At 32.8% G+C, this 19,415-nt stretch carries 16 protein-coding genes, 2 tRNA genes and 3 pseudogenes; 7 read left to right on the forward strand and 14 right to left on the reverse strand.

Annotation, left to right across the window (positions count from 1 at the left end):
* Window positions 1-119: 119 nt before the first annotated feature.
* Complete coding sequence (moaA, locus tag SYO3AOP1_RS01935) at window positions 120-1,085, forward strand: GTP 3',8-cyclase MoaA (RefSeq protein ID WP_012459097.1); 966 nt, start codon at window positions 120-122, stop codon at window positions 1,083-1,085.
* 135 nt (window positions 1,086-1,220) lie between these two features.
* Window positions 1,221-1,772, forward strand: coding sequence for a thiamine phosphate synthase (locus SYO3AOP1_RS01940; RefSeq protein ID WP_012459098.1), 552 nt, complete (start codon window positions 1,221-1,223; stop codon window positions 1,770-1,772).
* A 432-nt stretch (window positions 1,773-2,204) separates the two neighbouring features.
* Here the strand turns inward: SYO3AOP1_RS01940 and lpxI are convergent, their stop codons facing one another.
* The 10 genes and pseudogenes from lpxI to SYO3AOP1_RS01995 all read right to left on the reverse strand — a co-directional run.
* On the reverse strand, window positions 2,205-3,008 hold the full coding sequence (lpxI, locus tag SYO3AOP1_RS01945) for a UDP-2,3-diacylglucosamine diphosphatase LpxI (RefSeq protein WP_012459099.1): 804 nt from the start codon (window positions 3,006-3,008) through the stop codon (window positions 2,205-2,207).
* On the reverse strand, window positions 3,005-3,820 hold the full coding sequence (gene lpxA / locus SYO3AOP1_RS01950; RefSeq protein ID WP_012459100.1) for an acyl-ACP--UDP-N-acetylglucosamine O-acyltransferase: 816 nt from the start codon (window positions 3,818-3,820) through the stop codon (window positions 3,005-3,007). Before lpxA ends, lpxI begins: the two co-directional genes overlap by 4 nt.
* A gap of 9 nt (window positions 3,821-3,829) precedes the next feature.
* Window positions 3,830-4,147 (reverse strand): thioredoxin, encoded by a 318-nt coding sequence (gene trxA, locus SYO3AOP1_RS01955; protein WP_012459101.1) that lies wholly within the window; start codon window positions 4,145-4,147, stop codon window positions 3,830-3,832.
* Window positions 4,148-4,151: 4 nt separating this feature from the next.
* Complete coding sequence (locus tag SYO3AOP1_RS01960; protein WP_007545650.1) at window positions 4,152-4,466, reverse strand: metalloregulator ArsR/SmtB family transcription factor; 315 nt, start codon at window positions 4,464-4,466, stop codon at window positions 4,152-4,154.
* Between the two features lie 413 nt (window positions 4,467-4,879).
* A complete protein-coding gene (locus SYO3AOP1_RS01965; RefSeq protein ID WP_007545651.1) occupies window positions 4,880-5,755 on the reverse strand; it encodes a CoB--CoM heterodisulfide reductase iron-sulfur subunit B family protein in 876 nt (291 codons plus the stop codon).
* Window positions 5,752-6,798, reverse strand: a complete 1,047-nt coding sequence (locus tag SYO3AOP1_RS01970) for a succinate dehydrogenase/fumarate reductase iron-sulfur subunit (protein WP_012459102.1) — start codon at window positions 6,796-6,798, stop codon at window positions 5,752-5,754. The genes SYO3AOP1_RS01965 and SYO3AOP1_RS01970 overlap by 4 nt, the downstream gene beginning before the upstream one ends.
* Before the next feature lie 366 nt (window positions 6,799-7,164).
* Window positions 7,165-8,115, reverse strand: a complete 951-nt coding sequence (locus SYO3AOP1_RS01980) for a 2-dehydropantoate 2-reductase (RefSeq protein ID WP_012459103.1) — start codon at window positions 8,113-8,115, stop codon at window positions 7,165-7,167.
* A complete protein-coding gene (thrC, locus tag SYO3AOP1_RS01985; RefSeq protein WP_012459104.1) occupies window positions 8,112-9,182 on the reverse strand; it encodes a threonine synthase in 1,071 nt (356 codons plus the stop codon). The genes SYO3AOP1_RS01980 and thrC overlap by 4 nt, the downstream gene beginning before the upstream one ends.
* 18 nt (window positions 9,183-9,200) lie before the next feature.
* Window positions 9,201-9,989 carry an ABC transporter ATP-binding protein gene (locus SYO3AOP1_RS01990; RefSeq protein WP_012459105.1) on the reverse strand — a complete coding sequence of 263 codons (789 nt, stop codon included), beginning with the start codon at window positions 9,987-9,989 and terminating at the stop codon, window positions 9,201-9,203.
* A 167-nt stretch (window positions 9,990-10,156) separates the two neighbouring features.
* Window positions 10,157-10,537: pseudogene (locus SYO3AOP1_RS01995) on the reverse strand (IS110 family transposase); the annotation flags it as partial.
* A gap of 39 nt (window positions 10,538-10,576) precedes the next feature.
* Here SYO3AOP1_RS01995 and SYO3AOP1_RS02000 point away from each other — a divergent pair.
* The gene (locus SYO3AOP1_RS02000; RefSeq protein ID WP_012459106.1) at window positions 10,577-11,812 is read left to right on the forward strand and encodes an IS256 family transposase; all 1,236 of its coding nucleotides are present in this window, start codon (window positions 10,577-10,579) and stop codon (window positions 11,810-11,812) included.
* An 8-nt stretch (window positions 11,813-11,820) separates the two neighbouring features.
* Here SYO3AOP1_RS02000 and SYO3AOP1_RS02005 read toward each other — a convergent pair.
* Window positions 11,821-12,297, reverse strand: a pseudogene (locus SYO3AOP1_RS02005) (transposase); the annotation flags it as partial.
* Window positions 12,298-12,812: 515 nt separating this feature from the next.
* Here SYO3AOP1_RS02005 and ftsY point away from each other — a divergent pair.
* The 4 genes from ftsY (at window position 12,813) to SYO3AOP1_RS02025 (ending at window position 15,734) form a co-directional block, all read left to right on the forward strand.
* The gene (gene ftsY, locus SYO3AOP1_RS02010; RefSeq protein ID WP_012459107.1) at window positions 12,813-13,727 is read left to right on the forward strand and encodes a signal recognition particle-docking protein FtsY; all 915 of its coding nucleotides are present in this window, start codon (window positions 12,813-12,815) and stop codon (window positions 13,725-13,727) included.
* A 6-nt stretch (window positions 13,728-13,733) separates the two neighbouring features.
* Window positions 13,734-15,131 carry a pyruvate kinase gene (gene pyk / locus SYO3AOP1_RS02015; protein WP_012459108.1) on the forward strand — a complete coding sequence of 466 codons (1,398 nt, stop codon included), beginning with the start codon at window positions 13,734-13,736 and terminating at the stop codon, window positions 15,129-15,131.
* Window positions 15,132-15,531: 400 nt separating this feature from the next.
* Window positions 15,532-15,615 (forward strand) — tRNA-Leu (locus SYO3AOP1_RS02020).
* Window positions 15,616-15,661: 46 nt separating this feature from the next.
* Window positions 15,662-15,734: transfer RNA gene (locus SYO3AOP1_RS02025), tRNA-Gly, on the forward strand.
* A 16-nt stretch (window positions 15,735-15,750) separates the two neighbouring features.
* On the opposite strand, the pseudogene SYO3AOP1_RS09200 reads toward SYO3AOP1_RS02025, so the two are convergent.
* From SYO3AOP1_RS09200 to SYO3AOP1_RS02035, 3 genes and pseudogenes are all read right to left on the reverse strand, one after another.
* A pseudogene (locus SYO3AOP1_RS09200) lies at window positions 15,751-16,974 on the reverse strand (hemolysin family protein); the annotation flags it as partial.
* Window positions 16,967-18,271 (reverse strand): hemolysin family protein, encoded by a 1,305-nt coding sequence (locus tag SYO3AOP1_RS02030; RefSeq protein WP_012459110.1) that lies wholly within the window; start codon window positions 18,269-18,271, stop codon window positions 16,967-16,969. The gene SYO3AOP1_RS02030 and the pseudogene SYO3AOP1_RS09200, both read right to left, overlap by 8 nt.
* A complete protein-coding gene (locus SYO3AOP1_RS02035; RefSeq protein WP_012459111.1) occupies window positions 18,240-19,181 on the reverse strand; it encodes an ABC transporter ATP-binding protein in 942 nt (313 codons plus the stop codon). The genes SYO3AOP1_RS02030 and SYO3AOP1_RS02035 overlap by 32 nt, the downstream gene beginning before the upstream one ends.
* Between the last annotated feature and the right edge of the window lie 234 nt (window positions 19,182-19,415).

Below are 19,415 nucleotides of genomic sequence, written 5' to 3' on the forward strand. Positions count from 1 at the left end.
TTTTTAAGTAAAGTCAAGTAATAGATGCACCTTTTTTGTGCATATTACCGAACTTACAATATTGTCAAAATGACAAATTTGTTATATCATTAAAATGAATAATATTTGAGGTGATGAAGATGGAAATTTCATATCTTAGAATATCAGTTACAGATAAATGTAATCTTAAATGTTTCTACTGCAGACCTGATAATCAGGAATTCATTCCACATGAAGAAATATTGAGATATGAAGAGATAGTAAGACTTGTAAAAGCAATGACAAAATACGGATTAAAAAAAGTCAGAATTACAGGCGGAGAGCCGTTGGTAAGACCACAGATAGAAAACTTAGTTAAGCTAATTAGAGAAATCCCTGAAATAGAAGATATAGGAATGACAACAAACGCTATAACACTAAAACACCATGCAGAAAAGCTTAAAGAAGCAGGCTTAGATAGATTGAATATAAGCATAGATAGCCTAAAGCCAGAATTATTTCATCAGATAACAAAAGGTAGATTGGAAGATGTTTTGGAAGGAATAAGGATGAGCAAAAAACTTGGATTTGACCCAATCAAAGTCAATGCAGTAATAATAAAAGGTTTAAACGAAGATGAAGCTTTAGATTTTGTAAAATTTGCAATAGATTATGGTGTTGAAGTAAGATTCATTGAGATGATGCCAATTGGTCATGGTTATATAAAATGGAATGAAGAGATGGTTAAACCATTAGACCAAGTGAGAGAAAAGATTGAAGAAAAGTATGGAAGATTAATCCCTTCAACGTCTATAGGTAGTGGTGCAGCAAGGGTTTATGAAATACCAAAATTAGGTGTGAAGGTTGGCTTTATTACTCCTATCTCAAATCCTTTCTGTGATGGATGCTCTAAATTAAGACTTACAGCAGAAGGAAAAATAAAACTTTGCTTGAGAACGGATGAAGAACTATCAGTTAAAGAAGTATTAAGATATGGAACTGATGAAGATTTAGATGAATTTTTAAGAAAAGTTTTAATAGCTAAGGAAATTTCAAATCTAAACATTCAAAAATCAAATTATGCTTTTTCAGACTGTGTAAGAGTTATGACGAGCATTGGCGGTTGATATGTTAAAATAGTATTAATCTGCCTTGGAGGTTAATACTATGGATGTTGGAACTTGGTTTCCAATAGTAATTCTTGGAATGGTGATTTTTACTTTTGTACTATTTGGAATTTTTGTATACTTAGATAGGGACTAATGCTCCATAGATTTTATTTTATTACTGACAGAAAAAAGTTTAAAAAACCTTTTCTTGATACTATAAAAGAAGTTTTAGATAAAGGCATTAGATTATTTCAAATCAGAGAAAAAGACCTTCCAGATAATGAACTTTTTAAGCTTACGGAAGATGTTTTAAAGATTGCCGAAGGTTACGATGTAAAGATAATCATCAATAGCAGGCTTGATGTTGCTTTACTTTTAAATCTTGATGGCGTGCATCTTCCAGAAAATGGTCTTCCAATAGAGCCAATAAAGAAAAAATTTCCTAATTTGATAGTTGGCAAGTCTTGTCATTCTTTGGAATGTGGATTACAGGCTTATCAAGATGGGGTAGATTATGTTTTTATTTCTCCAATTTTTCAGGTAGAAGGCAAAGCACCACCGATCGGGGTAGAAAAGTTAAGAGAGATAGTAAATAAATTACCTTTGCCTGTTTATGCTCTTGGTGGTATAAATAAGTACAATGTTCAATCTGTGCTTGATACAGGCGTTTATGGAATTGCAAGCATAAGATATTTTTTAGATTAGGTTTTTATGGTGTTATGAAAGTGCTTTAAAATTTTAGATAAATATCTTGGGGGGGAACTGTTCCAAAAATTCACACCGTCATTCTGCAGCCGGCGAAGAATCTCTGCCTTTGTGTGTCTAAATCTGTCATTCTGAGTGAAGCGAAGAATCTCCTCTTTTCACTCTTTCACTTTCTTAAAAAAGGAGATCCTTCGGATTTACGGCCTCAGGATGACAGAGGAAGGTTTAATGGTAAGCACTAGAAAAAGGATAATCTTATTCGTCATTTTGAGCGAAGCGAAGAATCTCCTGTTTTACTTCTCACTTATTCATTGTACGGGCAATTCATGAATTGCCTCTACTTGCTTTCCTTAAAACAGAAAATTCTTCTGCCTAAAGTCCTTAGAACGATATGATGAAATGTAAACTTACAAAAATTTTAAAACATTTTTATTAAACCTTAACAGACATTACAGTAATGCCATATTCCTTTACTCTATTTATAAACTTCTCTCTTTCTAACAAAAATGTTTTATTTGCCTCGACTGCCAAAACTTTGGCTTTTGCTTTCTTCATACTTTCAAGAGTTTTTAAGCCAATAACTGGAACGTCGTATCTCATATCTTGATTACTACGTGCAGTTTTACAGACTACTGTATTCTCTCCTCCAAGCTCCCCACCTCTTAAAATACACTTATCAGTTCCTTCCACGCCTTCCACAGCTATCACAACACCATCTTTTACAACCACAGTTTGACCAATATCAAGGTCTGCAATCTCTTTTGCTATCTTTATCCCAAATTCTACATCGTTTAAAACTTCTGTATCATCAACCGGATTTATCAAAAAACCTTCCGGGATTAGCAACTCTTTTAAATAAGGTGTTGGGTCTATAAATTTAAATCCTTCTGACTCAAGCTCCTGAATGATTGAATGGAGTATAGATTTTGCCCTTTTGTCTTTCAATTTACTTAAAAATGTTTTTGCTCTATGGTCTAATTTATGAAAATGAAAAAGTATAGAGCTATGCTCTATTTTCCCAAGCATAACAAGGTTTTGAATGTTTTCTTTTTTGAGAAAATCTATTATTTTTTGAGCTTCTGTGAATGAAAACCAGTGAGTTTTTCCATAGCGTTCTAACTCTTTATCTGCTGAGGATTTTATGGCTATGATTGTTAGGTCTTCGTTGTTTTGATAGGCTGATTTTGCAAAGGCTTTTGGAAGTTCTCCACTACCTGCGATAAGTCCGATTTTCATTCTTCGTCAGATATAAGCAGTTTCCTTTTTGAAGCTTCTGGGGCTATTCCTCTTTTTGTTGTTTTGACAAAGTCTAAAAGCATTTGAATTTCTTTAGTCTTAGGAAGTTTTTCTTCTACTTCTTTTATACCCTCTGCCAAAGTTGGAGATGTTCTAAATAATATTCTGTATGCTTCTTTTAAAAGTTTTATAGTTTCTGAGCTAAATCCTCTTCTTTTTAAACCAACTAAATTTAAACCATACAATAAAACATGATTTTTTGACGCCCTTGTAAAAGGTGGTATATCTTTATCTACGGCAGATGCACCGCCTACCATAGCATAATCACCAATTCTGCAAAATTGATGTATCGGTGTTAGTCCGCCTACAAATACATAGTTTCCTATTTTTACGTGTCCTGCTAATGTGACACAGTTAGCTAAGATTGTATTGTCTCCTACTTTGCAATCATGAGCAATATGAACGTATGCCATCAAGTAAGTATTATTTCCGATTCTTGTAATTCCATCATCAAAAGATGTTCCTCTGTGTACTGTACAGTATTCTCTTAAAACTGTATTATTGCCGATTTCTACGTAAGAAATTTCACCTTTAAAGCCAAGATGCTGCGGAATGTTTCCAATAACACAGCCTTCAAAGATTTCGCAGTTTGAACCTATTTTTGTATAATTTCTAATTTTGACAGATGAATGAATGACTGTGTTATCGCCAATTTCTACTTCATCCTCAATAATAGAAAAAGGACCAACCTTAACGTTGGTCCCAAGCTTTGCTTTATTACTAACAATTGCTGTTGGATGTATTTCTACCATTAAATTCCTTTATGTAAGTAATGCTTTTAAAACTTCCTTAGATTGTACGCCAACTTTTGTATCAACTACTCTTCCGTTTTTGAATACCATGATTGTTGGAATAGCTCTTATGCCATATTTCATTGCAAGATTAGGATTTTCATCTGTATTTACTTTTACAACCTTTGCTTTTCCCTCTAATTCTACTGCAAGCTCTTCTACGATCGGAGCTATTAATCTACATGGACCACACCATGGAGCCCAAAAGTCTACTAATACAGGCACATCTGAGTTTAATACTTCTTGTTCAAAATTGGATTCGTTCACGGATATAACTTTGCCAGCCATACTTTTAATCCTCCTGTGTTAAATTTTTGTATAAATCTAATACTCTTTTATCCTTAATATAATAACATACAATTGAGCCTTCTCGCTTGTATCCAAGTATTCCTCTGTTTCTCAATACTGATAGATGTTGAGATACGTTTGGTTGTGGCAAATCTAAAGCTTCCCATATATGTTTAACGCATTTTTTTCCGCTTGCAAGAAACCCGATAATTTTAAGTCTCGCCGGATGAGCTAAAGCTTTAAGAAGTTCAGCTGTATCTTCTAAAAATTGTTCATCTTGCCATTTTTCAAGCTCTTTTGTTCCTTCCTTCAATTCCATAAAAATCACCTGCGATTTAGAATATTAGAATATATTATAAATATATTTTTTTATATATGCAATAGAAATTTAGAGACTACTTGCAAAAATCAACATCATCATTATGAAGCCATGCGAAGAATCTTAATCCTTTTACCTTTCATTTATTTATTGTATAGACAATTAATGAATTACCTCTACTTTCTTGCTTTTTAAAAAAAGAGATCCTTCACTTCATTCAGGATGACAAGGAAAGTGAAAATGTCATTCTGAGCGTTAGCGAAGAATCTCCTTTTTTACCTCTCACTTATTCATTTTCTTAAAAGAAGAGATCCTTCGGACTAAAGTCCTCAGGATGATGGTTGAAGATAAAGTTGTATTTACACTCTACAATTTACTAAAATTTTAAGACCTTCTCTTTTCTTACCTATTTACTATGCTACTTTTTCAATGATTGCTTTTGTTGAAATTACATGCTTGTGTAATCCAAGCTCTTTTGGTTTTAAACCTATTGCTAAACCTATAAGCTGTGGTAAGTGTAAAACCGGCATTCCAATATTTACTCCGATTTTTTCTTCTGCTTCCGGCTGCATAGCATCAAGTTGCGTATGGCATAATGGACAAGGTGTTACCATAAAGTCGGCTTTTTCTTTTTTTGCTGCTTGTGTATCCATTGCTGTTAATCTTAATGTAACTTTGTCTTCTGCAGACCAGAAAGAATGGAATCCACAGCAAGCAAGCCTTGCATCATGGTCTACCGGTGTTCCGCCAAGAGCTTCTATCAATCTCTCTATAGAAGTTGGGTTGTCTGGGTCTTCGTATCCTGTTAAGTAAGGTGGTCTTATGATGTGACAACCATAGAAAGGAGCTATTTTAAACTCTTTTAATGGTCTTACCACCATTTCTTTAATTTTATCAAGACCAACCGCATCTATTACTTCCCATAAAAAGTGAGTAACTTCTATCGTTCCTTTATATTCTAATCCGGATTCTTTTAAAACTTCATTAACTGCAGCTCTAACTTCTGGGTCATGGTCTAATTTGAATTTTGCTTCTCTAAGCATTAATGTACAAGTATTACAGATTGTTAACATATCAAGCCCAAGCTCTTCTGCCAATGCTAAGTTTCTTGCATTTATAACAAGAGATAAAAATTCATCTTTTTCTTGAACGGCACCTGCTCCACAGCAAGTAGCAGCTTCAAGCTCTATTAATTCCATTCCAAGCTTTTCTGCAACAAGCTTTGTTGAATCATAAAGCTCAGGAGCTACACCCTTAGCTGAACATCCTGTATAAAATGCATATTTCATGATTGAACCTCCTTCTTCTTGCTTTTTCTCTTGTCTTCATAAACAGTATGTACGTCCGGAATAATTTTTATCTTAACTTTATCTTTCATTTCTCTTGCTTTATCCATGATCTTTTGAACTTCTTCATGTCTTTTTACTTTATGACCACCAAAGAAGTCTGCAATGTTAACTTTACCTTTAAAGAACATTCTAAGACCAAATGGAGCTCTTTTTGCAGCACCAAGCAATCCTTCTTGTCTCATTGGAAGAAGCATTTCGTTTAAAAGACCCCTGTTGTATATATCATTTTCAAAAATCTCAGCGTGGATTTCTCCCGGTGATTTAAAGCCCTCTTCTGCTGCAATGATTCTTGTTCTTATGATGTTTTCATACGGCTGAACTTCCTTAGGACATCTTGTTGTACACTCCATACATCTAACACACCATTCAAGATTGAACTCTTTTAATACTTCTTCAAGTCTTTCTTTCTTTGCCCCATCTCTTGAATCTGCAATAAATCTGTATGCTTTTGATATTACCATTGGTCCTAAGAAATCTTTATTAACTTTAAGAGCATTACAATCTGACATACAAGAATTACATAAAATACAATCAGAAGCATAATCTATTTTCTGATGGTCAAATGGGTCTTGTCTGTATTCTTTACCATCTGCAGGTGGAGGCTCTTTTGGTATAAACCAAGGCTTAATTCTTTTTAATTTATCAACTACCCAGTCCATATCATAGACAAGGTCTTTTAATACTCTAATATTTCCTGCCGGTTCTACGATTATAGTATCTGTATTATATTTTTCTAATAGATGCGTAATTTGGACTTTGCAGGCTAAGTTCGCATGTCCGTTTATTTTTACTGCACAAGAACCACAGATTGCAGCCCTACAGTTATATCTGAAAGAGATTGACGGGTCTTGTTCTTCTTTAGCTTTGAAGAGTGCTGCCAGTAGCGTCATTCCTTTTTCTACCGGGAGTTTGTAAGTTTTGTAATATGGTTCTGCGTCTTTTGTTGGGTCGTATCTAAACACTTTAAGATAAAAAAACTCCATAGCTGCCACCTCTGTAAAAATTTACATTCATATATTTAAACATATTTTTTATAAAAATCAAATACTGTTTGATTTTTTCTTTTTTAAGTTAATCGGTTGGTTAGTAATTTTTATAAATACGTCGAGTGAAAAGTTCAATAAAATTACGAGATTCTCCGCCGGCTTCAGAAGACGGATTTTTATTTTCCTTGTCATCCAGCAACGAAGTAAAGGATCTAATGTTTTAATGTGTTTTAAAAGGAAGGAAACAATAACAGGTGATTCTTCGCCGGCTGCAGAATGACGATGTGGATTTTTATAAGCAGCCTCAAGCAGCAAATAATGAGTGAAGTTGTGGACGATTCGCGAAACGCCTCTACTTACTTTTTAACTGTTTATTAATTTCTTTTCTCTAAATCTAATCAAATTTGTAATCGTAAAATTAACCTTTGGCAGATAGCCTACATTTTCACCAAGTTTTACAATAGCACCATTTAAAGCGTCTATCTCTGTCCTTTTACCGGATTTCAAATCATAATACATAGATGGGAAATGGTCCTTTGTCGGTGGGATTAATTTTTCATAAAACAATTTTTTATAATCTTCTGGGTTGTCAAAGTTTAGTTGTATGTTGTTTAACTTTGCCACTTGAAAGATTTCATCTATGATTAAATCCATTATCTCTTTTGTTTCTTTATTTTCTTTTAGCGTTCCATAACTACACTCAAGCAACGCACCAAGAGGATTTAACGCACAGTTATAAAGTATCTTATCCCATAAAACTTTATACACATCCTTAGAAAAAGAAGCAGGAATGCCGGCATGTTTTATTGTGCAAACTACATCTAAAACTTCTTTGTCTTCTAATAGATTCTCCGGCTGTCCTATTCTTACATCATCTGCGTTTACGGTTATGTAAGCATGAAAAGGTTCAATTAATTTTGAGCCAAAAATCACTCTGCCAAGTAAAATTTTTGATTTGTTTATATATTTTGATGCTGTTTCATAGTTTCCATAGCCGTTTTGGGTTAATAGTATTTTGGTTTTTGGTTTTATAAGTGGAAGTATCTTTTTTATAGTTTCTTTTGTATCAAAAGACTTAACGGCAACTATGATTAAATCAAAATCTATATCTTTTAAATTTTCTATGTTAGTTGTTATTAAATCAAGCTTTGCTTTATGATTGCCCCAAATTCCTTCAACGTTTAGAGTATTGTCTTTTGCAAACTCTAAATGATGGTCTTTTACTAAGCCATAAACATTATGCTTAGATTCTTTTAAAAACGTTGCAAATACTGTTCCAACAGCTCCAAGTCCTACGACAAGGATATTTTTCATATTAGTTCTAAAAATCTTGCTATTTCTTCTAAGTTTGGTGGGAGTTCTACCGGTTTTTCACTTGCTTTTATTACTGTGTCCGGGTCTTTAAGTCCATTTCCTGTAAGTGTGCAAGTGATAACTTCTCCACCTTTAAATAAACCTTTTTTAACAGATTTTATCACTCCTGCCACTGATGCAGCAGATGCCGGCTCGCAAAATACACCTTCCGTTGATGCTACAAGTTTGTAAGCATATAAAATTTCATCATCAGAGACTGCGTCTATAAAACCATTACTTTCTCTTGCTGCTTGTAGTGCTGGCTGCCAGCTGTAAGGATTGCCTATCTTAATTGCTGTTGCTATTGTTTGTGGATTTTTTATAGGAAATCCTTTTACAATTGGTGCTGCTCCTTCTGCTTGCCATCCTATCATTCTTGGAAGTTTTTTAACCTTTCCAAGTTGATGGTATTCTTTATATCCTTTCCAGTATGCTGTAATGTTTCCTGCATTACCAACGGGTATAAAATGAAAGTCTGGTGCTTCTTCAAGGTAATCGCAAATCTCAAATGCTGCTGTTTTTTGTCCTTCTATTCTGTAAGGATTTACAGAGTTTACAACTTCAACAGGATATTTTTCTCCTATTTCTCTAACAATTTCTAAGGCATCGTCAAAATTTCCCATAACCGCTATTATTTTTGCTCCGTATACCATTGCTTGGGATAATTTTCCTATGGCAACAGCTCCTTTTGGAAGTAAAACGTATGCTCTCATTCCGGCTTTTGCTGCATAGGCTGCCGCAGATGCAGAAGTGTTTCCGGTAGATGCACAGATTACAGCTTCTTTTCCATTTTCTTTCGCTTTTGAAATTGCCATAGTCATTCCACGGTCTTTAAAAGAACCGGTTGGATTAAGTCCTTCATATTTTAAATAAATCTGTAAATTTAAGTTTGGCGCTATTTCTTTTGATAAATTATCAGCTTTTATAAGTGGTGTGTTTCCTTCATGAAGCGTTATGATTGGAGTATTTTCATTAACTGGTAGATACTGTCTGTATGCTTCTATGATTCCTTTCCATTTACAACCCAAGAAAAAATGCCTCCTTTATTATTTTTTAAGATTGTTATTAAGCTCTTTCATCAACTCTTCCGTTATTGGACCTTCTGGGCTTCTTCTGATAAATTGCTGAACTACTGGGTCTGGATGGTTTTTAATCTCCTCAGGCGTCCCGATAGCGTAAATAACACCTTTATGAATCATAGCTATTCTATCTGCAATGCTAAAAGCACTTTCAAGGTCATGGGTAACTACGATAGAAGTAACTCCAAGCTCATCTCTAAGTTTTAAGATTAATTTATCAATCATTGCAGCAGTTACAGGGTCAAGTCCGGAAGATGGCTCATCATAAAGTATGATTTCTGGATTATAAGAAATTGCCCGTGCAAGGGCAACTCTTTTTCTCATACCACCTGATAGCTGAGAAGGATATAAATTTTCCACATCTTTTAAACCAACCAACGCAAGCTTTTCTTTTGCAAGGTTATATATATCTCTTTCCGGCATTTTTGTATTTTCTAAGTAGTAAAAACCTACATTTTCCCAAACTTTTAGACTATCAAATAATGCTCCTTCTTGAAATAGATAGCCTATTTTCTTTCTAAATTCTATTAATTCGGTATCCTTTAAAGATGTGATATCAACGTTATCGATATAGATTTTTCCTGATGTGGGTTTTAAAAGTCCGATGATGTGTTTGATAACGGTACTTTTACCGCTTCCACTACCACCCATAATAACAAAGACTTCAGACTTTTTAACATCAAATGATATATTCTTTAAAACTTCTCTATTTCCAAACTTTTTTGTAAGATTTTCAACCTTTATTTTCGTATCCATCCTAAACCTCATAAAAATTATAACATCTTTTTAAATAAAGTGAGAAAGTGCATAAAGTCATATCAGTTTAGGAAAATTGAAAAATAAAAATTGTGAAATACGTCGAATGAGAAATTCAATAAAAATAGGAGATTCTTCGCTTCGCTCAGAATGTTCTATGTTAAATGTCAAGTACAAAAATTTTCATCAAATGGTCTTCTGCTTTTTAATACACCATATGCCTGCCTTAATAACTTATGTGCTACAGCCACTAATGCTAACTTTTTAGCCTTACCTTTACTTACTAATCTTTCGTATAATTCTCTGCAGTATTTGTTAAACCTTATTGCTGATAATGCTGCCATGTATAATATTTTCCTTGCATATGGATTTCCCATCTTTTTTATTGAACCACTTTTCTTTACACTCGTTCCACTTTCATGTATACCCGGACTGATTCCTATAAAACTTGATGCATCTTTTACACTCTTAAATCTTTCAAAATTTCCATATACTGATATTATCATTCCTATAGTCCTATCACTTATACCGGGTATGGGAGTTAAAATAATGTTGTGTCTAAATTAAATTTATAAGGAGGAATGATAATGGATAAAAAAGAATACTTTGAAAAAGTATTAAACAGATCCACAGAGGAATTAGTAAAAGAATTTTTCCCAAACGGTATAACAACCAAAGAAAAGATAGGTATAAGAAAGCTTTTAGAATCTGTTGTAGAACTGGTCATGAATCAGGAAAGAAATTTCTTCCTTGAAAATGATGAAGATAACAAAGCAAATGGATACTACGAAAGAAACCTAAATACTGGTTCTTTCAAGCTTAACATAAATGTCCCAAGAGATAGAAAGGGTAAATTTAGACCACAAATATTACCTGACCCTTACAAAAGAGTTGATGAAGATTATATAGACCTTCTTATGAGTTTGGTATCCAATGGATACTCAGAAAGCAAGATAGATTCTACATTAAAAAGCTTAGGCTTAAACTATTCAAAACAACATATGGATAAAATCAAAAAAGAGCTTATAGAAAGACTTAATGATTTTAAAACAAGAGAGCTTCCATCGGATGCATTTGTACTGTATATAGACGCATATCACTGTGATATAAAAGAGAAAAACAAAATCAGAAAGGCTTCTGTCTATGTAGTTCTTGGAATAGATTTACAAGGAAATAAAGATATATTTGGATTTTACACATTTTTCAGTAGTGAAAACAAAGCAGACTGGATAAAAGTATTCAATGATTTAATAGATAGAGGACTAAAAAGGGTAATGCTTATAGTAAGTGATGATTTTCCTGGGATAACAAAAGCCATAGAAACACTATTTCCTTATACAGACCATCAGCTATGTTTAGTCCATTTACAAAGAAACGTTAGAAATCAGATGGATAAAGAAGATTCACAAGTATTTAACAAAGAATTAAAAAACATAAAAGAAAACAGCTTAGATTATGAAGATGGATTAGAAAAATTAGATGATTTATGTAGTAGATTTAAATCTAAATATCCAAGCTTTATAAAACATATTCAATCTAACAAAGAGAGATACTTATGTTTTTTAAAATATCCAGAAAATCTAAGAAAGCACATATACACAACAAATCCAGTTGAAAGTGTTAATAGCATGATAGAGAAAGTAAGAATAAATTTAGGCGGATATTTTCAATCTGTAGACATTCTTGAGATAAATCTGCTTATACAGAGAGATAATTTAAAGAATGGAAAATGGAAAAAACCTATACCTGCTTTTAAAGGAGCTTCTTATGAAATTTTACAATTGTTTAATAAAAAGTTTTCAATCCAGACACAAAATTATTGATAAGTCTCCACATAGGTTAATGATTCTCTTTTGTTTCTTAGCATTGTAAGCTGCTGTTGTAGGTCTTCTAATATCTTTAGTTTTACTTCAATTTCTTTTTCTACATCTGATTTTGGTTTATAAAGCTCTCCATCGAAAAACGTTCTTCCATATTCTGCAATAAAGAATGAATCAGCTTTATCTGTTTTGACTCTTGTCATTTTAGCTTCCATAAATTTCTTTATTGAAAATGGATTTATTACTGCTACATTATAGTCATTTTCATACAGATAATTAGCAAGCTTTAAATGGTAAACTCCTGTATGCTCCATTATGATAAGCATATCTGACTTTTTAAACTTCTTAAGGTAAGGCTTTACTTTCATTTCAAACTCAACTGGGTCAGATTTAACTTCAAAATTTTCTTTCTTGTTATCATACAAAACTGTAGCAGTGAATGAGTTTTTAGATACATCAATTCCTATGACTATTTTGTAGCTGTTCATAATAGTACCTCCTTTCATAAAATACTTGACATGAAAGAAACTTCCTGATAACCTATCATCGTAGTTAAATACAGGCTTAAAAGCCTAATGTTCTAATTCAGGTTGTAGGAAGTAGAGGAAGGACAGTCTAAAACATCCTGAGCGGTCTTAAAAGACCAATGACAGTCACTTGATCTGTCCTTCTTTTTTCTCTCATGTCTATAATTATTATAAAATCTTATTCTCTTATAGTTTAAAAAATTTTTGGTATATTTAATATACGATGACATATAAGGTTATCCTTTATTTAATGCTTATCATTCAACCTTTTCTTGTCATCCTGAGGACTTTAGTCCGAAGGATCTCTTTTTAAATTTTATAAAAACCACTAATTTCTCACCCAAGGTACAAATCTTAATAATTCTTTTTTGAAATCTATTATACATTTTTCCATGCTTTTTAACTTATACGTTGACACAAAAAGTCTCTTTACAATGATAAAATATTAATTAAACTAACTTTAAGAGGTGCAGGCGTTGTTTAAATCTTTCTTTGAAAAAGTCAAAAAAGGTCTTGAAAAAACAAAAAAACAATTAGCTGAAGGCTTTAGTAAAATTTCCTTTGGAAGAAAGATAGATGAGTCATTGTTTGAAGATATAGAAGCTGTTTTACTTAAAGCAGACGTTGGAGTAAAAGCTACTCAGGAGATAATACAATTTTTAAGAGAAGAGAGCAAAAAAAGAAAAATCACCGAAGGCCAGCAGTTAAAAGAGCTATTAAAAGAGAAAATATACGATATTTTAAAAGATTGCGAAGGAAGGCTGACATTTTTAGGTGAAAAGCCGGATGTTTTATTATTTCTTGGAATTAACGGAAGTGGAAAAACTACAACCGTTGGAAAGTTAGCTTATATGCTAAAACAAGACGGCAAATCGGTAGTCCTTGCTGCGGCAGATACGTTTAGAGCTGCGGCAATAGACCAGCTTGAAGTATGGGCTAACAGAGTAGGAGTTAGAATTGTAAAACATCAGCCAGGAGCAGACCCATCAGCGGTTGTTTTTGATGCTATAAACAGTGCTAAAGCTAAAGGCGATGATATTGTTATTGTTGATACAGCCGGAAGGCTTCATACAAAAGAACATCTGATGAAAGAACTACAAAAAATTAAAAAAACGATTGCTAAATTTTCTGAAAATCAACCGGTAGAGACCTTATTAGTCTTGGATGGAACGATAGGTCAAAACTCAATAAATCAAGCAAAAACATTTAAAGAAGCAACGGATGTAAGCGGTATTATTATCACAAAGCTTGACGGAACATCAAAAGGCGGAGCAATCATTCCTATCTGTAAGGATTTAAAAATACCAATCAAATTTATCGGCGTTGGTGAAGGAATAGACGATTTACAGCCATTTGACGCAAAAGAGTTTGTAGATGCACTATTTGAGTAAATAACCATGCTAAACCTGCCAGAAATCAAAACAAAGATTGTATGCACCATTGGACCGGCATCTTCTGATGAAGAGACTATTAAAAAATTGATTCAAAATGGCATGAACATTGCCAGAATTAACTTTTCTCACGGCTCTTTTGAATCTCATCAAAAAGTTATAAATCTTCTTAGACAAACAGCAAAATCTTTAAATAAAAGAATAGTTATCTTAGGAGACTTGCCCGGACCAAAAATCAGAATTGGAGACTTGCAGCCTCTTGATATAAAAGTTGGCGATAGGTTAATCCTTTCAGATAAGCCACAGGAAGGAGTCATTTCTGTTAACTTAAAAGATTTTTCTAAGTACTTAAAAGTTGGAGATGTTATTTATATAAACGATGGATTTTTACAGTTTAAGGTTGAAGATATAAAAGATGATAAAGTTTATGTTGTAAGTTTAACAAATGGGAAGCTTACTTCTCGTAAAGGTATAAACCTGCCAAACGTAGATTTACCATTAAAAGCCATCGGAGAGTTTGAGAAAAAATGCATTGAGTTTTCAAAAGAAGTTGAGATTGACGCTTTATGTGTATCCTTTGTTAGAGATAGGCAGGATATTGTAGATGCAAGAGAGTATGCAAAAAGTATAGATTACCATCCTTTTTTGATTGCAAAGATAGAAAGACCAAAGGCAGTAGAAAATATAGATGAGATTATACAAGAAGCTGATGGGATAATGGTTGCAAGAGGAGACCTTGGCATAGAAACGCCGATAGAGTGTATAGCAATTACACAAAAAAGAATCATTAAAAAAGCAAATTTAGCCGGAAAGCCGGTGATTACTGCAACACAAATGCTTGAGTCTATGATTGAAAGCGTTAGACCAACACGAGCAGAGGCAACGGATGTAGCAAATGCAATATTAGACGGAACAGACTGTCTTATGCTATCGGCAGAAACTGCTGTTGGCAAATATCCAGATATAGCAGTTTTAACATTAAAAAATATTGCGAAATGCATAGAAAAAGAAAGATATGAAAGTCCAATGTATGAAGTGCTTTTGAAAGACCTTTCAAAGTCAAACTCACTCCAAGATACTATGACACTAAATGCCTTTAATTTAGTAAAAAACCTAAATCCTGAGTTTGTTATAACTCCAACATCAAGTGGAGCCACAGCTAGAAGAATGAGCAGGTTCAAACTTCCTGTATGGATAATTGCTGTTTGTTTTAATAAAAATGTAGAAAAAAGCTTAGAATTTTCATATGGTGTTTATCCAGTATACGAAGAACAAATGCCAAAAAATTGGAAAGAGTATATCAAAAATATAACATTATTGAAAAATGGCTATTTTGTATTAATCAAAGGTCCTTCTGAGAAAAACCCGGATGAAAGTAACACGTTGGAAGTGATAAGGGTTTAATGTTTGCGAATGAGAGAATTTTGAGCTGAGAGTGATCTAAAAATTAAATAACCTTTTAGTCGTCATTCTGCAACCGAGCGAAGAATCTCCTGTTTTATTTTTAAAAAAAAATCAAAAAAAGAGATCCTTCGGCTTTACAGCCTCAGGATGACAAGGAGCTTCCGAATGGTGTCATTTTGAAGCTACAGCGAAGAATCTTCGCCTTTGTCCCTCTACAGTGTCATTCTGAGCGTAAGCGAAGAATCTGCATCCTTTCACCTCTCACTTATTTATTGCATGGGCAATTAATGAATTGACTCTACTTATATTTCAAAGCTAATTCCTGCTTTCTTTATAATATTCAATTAATTTTGAAACGCTCTGGAATTAATTTAATTGTGATATAATATATATTTACTTTGCGAGTGTGGCGGAATTGGCAGACGCGCGGGACTTAGGATCCCGTGCCCGAAAGGGCGTGTGGGTTCAACTCCCACCACTCGCACTTGAAAAGAATATTAAATTGTGATATAATATTTAGTATCTTTTATGCGAGAGTAGCTCAGTTGGTAGAGCGACTCCTTGCCAAGGAGTAGGTCGCGGGTTCGAGTCCCGTCTCTCGCTCTTCTAACTTTTTGATTAAAACTTCTAAAACTCTTCTCTTTTCAATTTTCAAAACTTTGAAAACATATTGGTCTATAACTATCTCTTCATCTTTCTTTGGCATTCTTCCAAGAATGTAAGTAATCATGCCGTTGATAGTTTCAAATGGTCCATCCGGAATATTGATATCTATATAATTTTTCAACTCTCTAATTTCCATAAGTCCATCTACAATAAGCTCCGTTAAAGATTGTTTTTTTAGTCTTACTTTATCTTTTTTGACAAACTCATCTTTAATTTCTCCTACTATTTCTTCTAAAACATCTCTTAAAGTGATTATTCCGATAGTTGCTCCTCTTTCGTCAACGACTACAGCTATATGGTCTTTGTAGTTTTTAAAACCTTTTAAAACATTTGGCAGATTTGCAAACTCCGGAATGTATCTAATACCTTTCATGTACTTTGTTATTGGCTCGTTTGGTTTTGCAAAAATTAAATCATAAGACCTTACAAATCCAATTATTTGGTCTATTCTTTTTCTATAAATCGGAATTCTTGAATAACCTGTTTCTTTAAATATCGGGACTATATCCATAACCTTTTTATCATCAGAAACTGCAATAACATCTGAAAGTGGTACTACTATCTCCGATATTCTTCTTTCGCTAAAAATTAAGATATTAGCTATTATTTTTTTCTTTAATTCATCTATTTCTTTAACTTCAGAAATCAGTAAATCTAAAATTTCTTGCTTTGATAAAGGTTTTTCTGATGCAGGTTTTAGCTTAAAAAGTACGAAAACAATTTTGTTTATCAAATTTGCAAACATTAAGAATGGCTTAAATATTTTTCTAAAAACTTCTAAAAAATGAACAACATAATAAATAATGTCATTTGCGTAATGCTGAAAAATACTCTTTGGAATAACTTCACCAAACAGAAGAGTCAAAATTACTATAGCTTCTGCAAAGATTTCTTCTTTTCCTTTTATGATAGGTGTATAATAGGAAATATCATGAAGTAATGCGACAAATGTAGATGTTGCAAAAGTTATGCTTAAAATCGTGCCAATCAATCCAATAGAGATATATTCATTGTAATGTTTAGCCAAAAGCTGATAAATTTTTTCTGCTTTCTCATCACCTTTTGAAGCTTGATACTTTAATTTGCTTTTGTTTACTGAAAATAACGCAATCTCTGAACCGGAAAAAAGAGCCTCAAAAAATATAAATAAGATTATCAATATTACAGAACTAATCATTTTCTTCCCCGTTAGAGTTTGGAGTTTCTAATCTCTCTATCATTACCTTTTCTATTCTGTTTGAACTCATTTCAATAACTTTAAATTTGTAATCTTGAACGATGAACTCTTCATTTTCCTCCGGAAATCTTTTTAAATAGTCAAGAATAAAGCCTGCTATGGTGTCATAGTCATAGTCTTCTGGCAATACAATTCCAAGCTCATCTGTTAAGAATGCAACATCTTCCTTACCGGAGACAATCCATACATTATCTGAAATTTGTTTTATTGTTGCTTCTTCCGGTTCATACTCCTCTGGTATATCTCCTACGATTGTCTCAATCAAATCTTTGTATGTAATAAGTCCAACGGTTGTACCATGCTCATCTACTACGATGGCTATATTCTGCTTTGATTCGTTAAATTTTTTCATTGCATCTAAGACGGTTGTAAATTCTGGCAAAAATAAGATTGCTTTTATAAAGCTATCTATCTTCTCTTCTTTGCCCTCATAGATTAAAAATAAAATATCTTTTAGATAAATAACTCCAACCACATTATCAAGATTATCTTCATAAACAGGAATTTTACTATAATCTTTACCCTCTAATATTTTTGCTAACTCTTTTACTGAAATTCCTTTTTCTACTGCAAATATATCTCTTCTTGGAACCATTATCTCGGTTATCGAAATCTCTGATAGTTCAAAAGTATTAAAAATCAACTCCGTTTCTTCTTCTGACAGAATCTTATGTTCGGCTGACTGATGGATGATGAATTTTAAATCTTCTTCTGTTATTTTGTGTTCATGGGTAGCAAGCTCTAATCCAAGTTTGTTTAAGACGAAAGTTGTAAATTTTAAAAAAACAATTCTAAAAGGTGTTATTAAAATGTAAAACAGATAGAAAGGTCTTGCAGTTATTAATGCATACTTTTCTGGATAATTTGTTCCGATAAGCTTTGGCGTTATATCTCCAAGACTAAGTAAAAGTAATGCACTTACTAAGGCTCCAACTGCTAAATACTCTTTTCCAAAATGGTTTATGGTGAATGATGCTATTAAAGATGTTGCTGTTATGTTTGCAAGCTCATTACCTATCAAAAATGTAATTACAAGTTCCTTTGGATGGTTTCTTAAAAACTCTACAAGCTTTGCAGATTTTGAGCCAGTATTTGCTAATTTTTTTATTTTTATTCTATCTAAGGAAAAAAACGAAGATTCTATAGCAGCAAAAAACCCGGCTGTTAAAATAACCAAGAATATTATTAAAGCTTCCATGGTTAGATCAGACAAAATGGCAGTATACCTCTCTCCCATTTATATTTTTATAGTTTGGCTTTGTTTTACATTCATCTTTTTTGATTGGGCAACGACTGTAAAACTCACATCCATCAAAGCTTTCATCATCTTGTTCTATAATGTTTGTTATTGTCTTTCTATATTTTGGATGATGTGGTGGCAGACTATCAAATAATATTTTTGTGTATGGATGCAATGGGTTTTCTATAATATCGTTTTTTACTCCTTTCTCCATGATTTTACCTTTGTATAATACAACTATATAATCAGATAGCTTTCCAACTACGTTTAAATCGTGAGATATAAAAATAAAGCTTATATTTTTCTCGTTTTTTAGTTTTTCTAAAAGATTTACAATCTGTAGCTGAACTGTAACATCAAGGGCGGATGTTGGCTCATCTGCAATTATTAGCTTTGGATTAAGAATAATAGCCCTTGCAATGGCTACTCTCTGCCTTTGACCACCAGAAAGCTCGTGTGGATATCTATCTAAAAATGTTTCATCTAATTCAACAGATTTTATAGTTTTGACTACAATATCTTTTCTTTCATTTTTTGGTATATTATGAACTATTAAAGGTTCTTCTAAAATGTCGTAGATTTTAAATCTTGGGTTTAAGGATGTTCTTGGGTCTTGGAATATGATGGATATTTCTCTTCTTAAAGCTTTTGATAAATTGTTTGTAATATCTATGCCTTTATATAAAATCTTTCCTTCATTTGGCTTGATAAGGTTTAGAATAAGCTTTCCGATTGTAGATTTTCCGCTTCCGGATTCTCCAACAAGCCCTAAAACTTGACCTGTGTTTAACTCAAAGGATACATTATTAACAGCTGTGAAATAATTTTTACTGAAAAATCCTTTTTTTATAAGATATCTTTTAGTAAGATTTTCAACCTTTAAAAGCGGCTGCCTACTACTATCCATTTTTATAAGTTTTTATAAGCAAAAATGTAAAAATTAAGTTTTTCATAATAGCTATATTATAGCATAAGAATATTTTATATAGCTTGGGATGAGAAATTAGTAATTTTTATAGAATTTAAAAATGAGATCCTTCGGCCTTACGGCCTCAGGATGACAGAAAGGTTGATTGATAAGCATTAGAGAAAAAGACAACCTTATATGGAGGCTGCTTATAAAAATCCACACTGTCATTCT

This window comes from Sulfurihydrogenibium sp. YO3AOP1 (genome assembly GCF_000020325.1).
Taxonomy (GTDB): Bacteria; Aquificota; Aquificia; order Aquificales; family Hydrogenothermaceae; genus Sulfurihydrogenibium.

Excerpts from the sequence above, each read along its gene's own strand:
- moaA (WP_012459097.1), top strand. The coding sequence starts at position 120 with ATGGAAATTTCATATCTTAGAATATCAGTTACAGATAAATGTAATCTT.
- lpxA (WP_012459100.1), bottom strand. The coding sequence starts at position 3,820 with ATGGTAGAAATACATCCAACAGCAATTGTTAGTAATAAAGCAAAGCTT.
- SYO3AOP1_RS01960 (WP_007545650.1), bottom strand. The coding sequence starts at position 4,466 with ATGGAATTGAAGGAAGGAACAAAAGAGCTTGAAAAATGGCAAGATGAA.
- SYO3AOP1_RS01940 (WP_012459098.1), top strand. The coding sequence starts at position 1,221 with ATGCTCCATAGATTTTATTTTATTACTGACAGAAAAAAGTTTAAAAAA.
- SYO3AOP1_RS02035 (WP_012459111.1), bottom strand. The coding sequence starts at position 19,181 with ATGGATAGTAGTAGGCAGCCGCTTTTAAAGGTTGAAAATCTTACTAAA.
- trxA (WP_012459101.1), bottom strand. The coding sequence starts at position 4,147 with ATGGCTGGCAAAGTTATATCCGTGAACGAATCCAATTTTGAACAAGAA.
- lpxI (WP_012459099.1), bottom strand. The coding sequence starts at position 3,008 with ATGAAAATCGGACTTATCGCAGGTAGTGGAGAACTTCCAAAAGCCTTT.
- SYO3AOP1_RS01980 (WP_012459103.1), bottom strand. The coding sequence starts at position 8,115 with ATGAAAAATATCCTTGTCGTAGGACTTGGAGCTGTTGGAACAGTATTT.
- SYO3AOP1_RS02030 (WP_012459110.1), bottom strand. The coding sequence starts at position 18,271 with ATGGGAGAGAGGTATACTGCCATTTTGTCTGATCTAACCATGGAAGCT.
- SYO3AOP1_RS01965 (WP_007545651.1), bottom strand. The coding sequence starts at position 5,755 with ATGAAATATGCATTTTATACAGGATGTTCAGCTAAGGGTGTAGCTCCT.
- SYO3AOP1_RS01970 (WP_012459102.1), bottom strand. The coding sequence starts at position 6,798 with ATGGAGTTTTTTTATCTTAAAGTGTTTAGATACGACCCAACAAAAGAC.
- SYO3AOP1_RS01990 (WP_012459105.1), bottom strand. The coding sequence starts at position 9,989 with ATGGATACGAAAATAAAGGTTGAAAATCTTACAAAAAAGTTTGGAAAT.
- pyk (WP_012459108.1), top strand. The coding sequence starts at position 13,734 with ATGCTAAACCTGCCAGAAATCAAAACAAAGATTGTATGCACCATTGGA.
- SYO3AOP1_RS02000 (WP_012459106.1), top strand. The coding sequence starts at position 10,577 with ATGGATAAAAAAGAATACTTTGAAAAAGTATTAAACAGATCCACAGAG.